Origin of the sequence: Janibacter sp. GXQ6167, assembly GCF_041365945.1 — a bacterium.
GTDB lineage: Bacteria > Actinomycetota > Actinomycetes > Actinomycetales > Dermatophilaceae > JBGFSK01.
Genome location: NZ_JBGFSK010000019.1, coordinates 1 through 4,083, shown reverse-complemented (window position 1 = coordinate 4,083; position 4,083 = coordinate 1). Strand labels below are relative to the sequence as shown.

Annotated in this window: 3 protein-coding genes and 1 pseudogene; 1 reads left to right on the top strand and 3 read right to left on the bottom strand. The window is 67.1% G+C overall.

Annotation, left to right across the window (positions count from 1 at the left end):
* Nucleotides 1-289: 289 nt before the first annotated feature.
* From istB to AB8K43_RS15350, 3 genes and pseudogenes are all read right to left on the bottom strand, one after another.
* The gene (istB, locus tag AB8K43_RS15360; protein WP_370895081.1) at nt 290-1,093 is read right to left on the bottom strand and encodes an IS21-like element helper ATPase IstB; all 804 of its coding nucleotides are present in this window, start codon (nt 1,091-1,093) and stop codon (nt 290-292) included.
* A pseudogene (istA, locus tag AB8K43_RS15355) lies at nt 1,090-2,300 on the bottom strand (IS21 family transposase). Before istA ends, istB begins: the two are co-directional and overlap by 4 nt.
* Before the next feature lie 96 nt (nt 2,301-2,396).
* Nucleotides 2,397-2,597 (bottom strand): AlpA family transcriptional regulator, encoded by a 201-nt coding sequence (locus AB8K43_RS15350; protein ID WP_029210533.1) that lies wholly within the window; start codon nt 2,595-2,597, stop codon nt 2,397-2,399.
* Between the two features lie 398 nt (nt 2,598-2,995).
* Between AB8K43_RS15350 and AB8K43_RS15345 the strand changes: the two genes are divergently transcribed.
* Complete coding sequence (locus AB8K43_RS15345; RefSeq protein WP_370895078.1) at nt 2,996-3,676, top strand: hypothetical protein; 681 nt, start codon at nt 2,996-2,998, stop codon at nt 3,674-3,676.
* Nucleotides 3,677-4,083 lie beyond the last annotated feature (407 nt).

The window sequence follows — 4,083 nt, the reverse complement described above, 5'->3', positions numbered from 1 at the left end:
AAGATCGACGAATCCCATGCAAAGGCAGTCGCTGACGCCCGTCGACAATCGAGTCAGACCTCCACCCGGGGATGCCAAAACCCATCCTCACTGTCGACAATGTGTGGAGCGGTCATCGTGATGTTTCCGTTCGAGAGAGCTGTGGAAGGTGAACTCGAAGGATCACGCGGTGGCCGCGCCGACGTCCACGACCGGGACGAACTCAGCGACCGCGCTACACCACTATCGGGGACTCATGTGGACGGCGCTCGAAAACTGAGCAGTTTCGGCGGTCGAAGAGTGAGCAGGTTCAGTCTAGGGATTCTTGCTCGGCCTTGATGCTGGGCAGGGTGTCAACGCCGCGGTCTCGCAGTCGGTAGGAGGCGCCTTTGAGGGCGATGACGTCGGCGTGGTGGACGATGCGGTCGATCATCGCGGCGGCGACGACCTGGTCGCCGAAGACGCCGGCCCAGGAGCTGAACGGCAGGTTGGACGTCAGGATCAGGGAGGCGTGCTCGTACCGGGAGGAGACGAGCTGGAAGAACAGGTTGGCGGCGTTCTGCTCGAACGGCAGGTAGCCGACCTCGTCGACGATGATCAGCCCGTACCTTCGCAGCCGGGTCAGCTCGGCGGCCAGGCGGCCACGGTCGTGAGCCTCGCTCAGGCGGGTGACCCAGTCGGTGGCGGTGGCGAACAGCACCCGGTGGCCTTGCCGTGCGGCGGCGACGCCGAGGGCGGTGGCCAGATGCGTCTTGCCGGTCCCCGGCGGTCCGAGGAGGACGACGTTGCGGTGCTCGGCCAGGTAAGCACCTGAGGCCAGTGCCTGGATCGGGGTGCGGGCGCCGGGTTGGTGGTCGAAGTCGAAGTCCTCCAGGGTCTTGACCGCGCCGAAGCCGGCGGCGCGGATGCGTAGCCGGGCGCCGGAGGCGTTGCGGGCGGCGACCTCGCGTTCCAGGACCGCGGCCAGGTAGTCCTCGTGGGTCCATCCGGTGTCGCGGGCGTGGTCGGCCAGCCGGGCGGCGGACTCGGTGATCCGCGGCGCCTTGAGGGCGGCGGCCAGGTGGGTGATCTGCTTGAGCGACTCGGTCCTGGCGGCGGTGGTCTTGGGTGTCATGGCTGGCTCACCTCGCCCAGCCCGAAGGCTCGGTCGTAGTCGGCCAGGTCCCGCACCATGCCCGCGTCCTCGGGTTGTCGTGGTGCGGGGTGCTGGTAGTTGTGCCGCAGCGCCGCGGCGGTGGCGACGTGGGCCAGGTCGGTGACGGTCATGCTCCGGGCCCACCGGCGTGGGTGCTCGGCCACCAGCTGCCCGGCGTGCCGGACCCGGACGGTGTCCAGGTCGGCGGCCACGTCCACCCGGGCACCGATCGCGCGAGGATCGACGGAGTAGTCGCTGGTGTCCACGCGCACGTAGTAGTCCCGGCCCAGGCGGACGTGGTTGCGCCAGCCCAGATGCAGCACCGCCGGAGGCAACGCCAGCATCGCCTCCTTGTCCGCCGCCAGCAATTCGCTCGGGCGAGCCTTGATCGTGCGCACCACCCGGGCGTTCGCTCCTGTCAGCCAGTCGGTGAACTGGGCGTTGAAGTCGGCCGGGGACTCAAAGTGCCGCCCGGGCATGAAGGAGGTCTCGAAGAAGCCGTTGCGTCGTTCGACGATGCCCTTGGACTCCGGATCCTTCGGCGGCAGCAGCACCACCTTGGTCGCCAGCGTCCCGGCGAACACCGCCACCGGCTCGGTCACCTTGCCCCGACCAATCCCGGGCTCGTTGTCCCAGATCAGCCGGCGCGGCACCCGCCCCAGCTGCTCCAGCAGCGACCACGTGCCGAGCAGCAGGTCAGGGGTCTTACGGGTCGGGATCATCCGCCCGAGCGTGTACCGGGAGTATGCGCAGGTCATGATGAGCACCGGCAGCAGGGTGCGGGAGCCGTCCTCGAGCAGGATCTTGCGCGGCGGGAACCACAGGTTGCACTGCGCCACGTCCCCGGCCGCCCACGTCAACCGGTCCGCCGGGTCGATCCGGCGGTGGTCCGCCGAACCCGGTTGACGTTATCGCGGAACCACCGGGTCGAGCCGGTCCACCCAACCCGTTCGGCCAGCACCGTCGCGGGCATGTCCGGGGTATCCACCAGCAGCTGACGCACCCGCGCCTCGTACGGCGTGAACGACGTCGGGCCCGACTTGCGTTCGTACTTCGGCGGACCGTCCGAGGCCACGGCCGCAGTGACCGTGTTCCTCGCGATGCCCAACCTCCTGGCGATCGCGGCCTTCGGCACGCCCTCGGCGGCCAGCCTCCTGATCAGCGCCCAGTCCTCCATGGTGATCACACTCCAATCGTCGAAGAGTGCTCACTTTTCGAGCGCCGTATCTGCTCAGTTTTCAAGCGCCGTCGACAACTCAACTCCGGTCTCCGCGTCAGCGGGTCAGTAGATTGGGATGCGCTCGAACAGCCGGTCGACATCCTCGGGCTTGACCCGGAGGGATCGAGGTCCGCTGCGGTAGGCCGGGAGTCGACCGTCGGAGATCCGGCGTCGCAGCGTCTTCACGCTGAAGCCCGTGCGCTCCGCAGCGGATGCCAGGGTCTCAAAACGGTGGGTCGTCTCGTGGTCAACGTGCGTCGTCATGTGATCCAAAGCCGCTCGGCTCGCCCTGGGCGTTCAGCAGAGCCGGCCCAGCCAATAGAGCGTCTCGAGTGTCTCGATCACGTNTGGTCAACGTGCGTCGTCATGTGATCCAAAGCCGCTCGGCTCGCCCTGGGCGTTCAGCAGAGCCGGCCCAGCCAATAGAGCGTCTCGAGTGTCTCGATCACGTTGCGTCCCGCGTCGACAGGCGGGGACGGTCGCTCGCCTGTCGGGCTGCGTGCGTGTGCTCGCGTGACTAGGCTGACGGGGGCACGCCACGCCTTGCGCCCGAAGGGCCGTCAGCCTAGTCACGCGCGCAAGACGAAACCCCGGCGATGTGGCTGAGCCAGGGATCGTTCCGGGGTCTTCGAGAGACGACTGTACCCGAGGGAGTCGGAGGATTGCCAGACCGAGCTGACCATGACGTCGACTATCAGCGCCTGGAATCGCTTCTGACTGAGGAGCGGCTCGGCTCCTACTTCCGCGCAGCTGATGGAGACCGCACGGCCGCGTTCGCCCTCTATGAGTGGAACATCGAAGCGTCGGCCGCTGCCGTCTCGTTGTCCGCGATGGTGGAGGTCGTCCTCCGGAACGCCCTCGACCGAGAGATGGCCATCCTTGCGAGTAAGAAGGGGTGGTCCGACTGGCTGGACACGGCTCCGCTGGATGAACGGGGGCGCAAGGACGTCGGGCAGGCACGGGCTCGTGCCCGACGAGGGCGGAAGGTCGCAACACGAGGTCATGTCGTGGCCGAGCTGAACCTCGGCTTCTGGCGCTTCCTGATGAGTCGGCGGTACCTCACCCGCTTATGGGTCCCTGCCCTCGACAAGGCCTTCCCTGGTGCGGAAGGAGACGCTCGTACCAACCAGCGCGTCTTGGAGGGACACGTCGAGCAGATCAACTTCCTGAGGAACCGAGCCGCCCATCATGAGCCCATCCATCGACGGGACCTGCTCTCAGACCTGCATCGCGCGATCTACGTCGCGGACTGCATCGACCCCGTGGCCGGGCGGTGGATCAGGAGCAGGGAGACTCTGAGCGACACCTTGGCTCGACGACCCGACAAGCAGGACCAGAGATAGTGCGCGTACTCAGGGGGTCAGTTGGACACAGTCGCGTCCAGGAGTGGCCGGTGGGGCCTGTCGTGGGCCATGGGAGGGCCGCCGCGACGACGGAAGTTCCGGCCTGGCCCTTTGGACCAGGGCCCCGACCCAGGCGTGGGCGAACTGGCAGCCACAGTTAAGTCCCGCACAGTGGTGTAGCGCGGTCGCTGAGGTCGTCGTCTCCGGCGTGTACGTCGGACGAGGGCGCGGCCACCGCGTGATCCTTCGAGTGAACCTCTCACAGCACCCTCGAACGGAAACATCACGATGACCGCTCCCCATATTGTCGACAGTGAGGATGGGTTTTGGCATCCCCGGGTGGAGGTCTGACTCGATTGTCGACGGGCGTCAGCGACTGCCTTTGCATGGGATTCGTCGATCTTCAG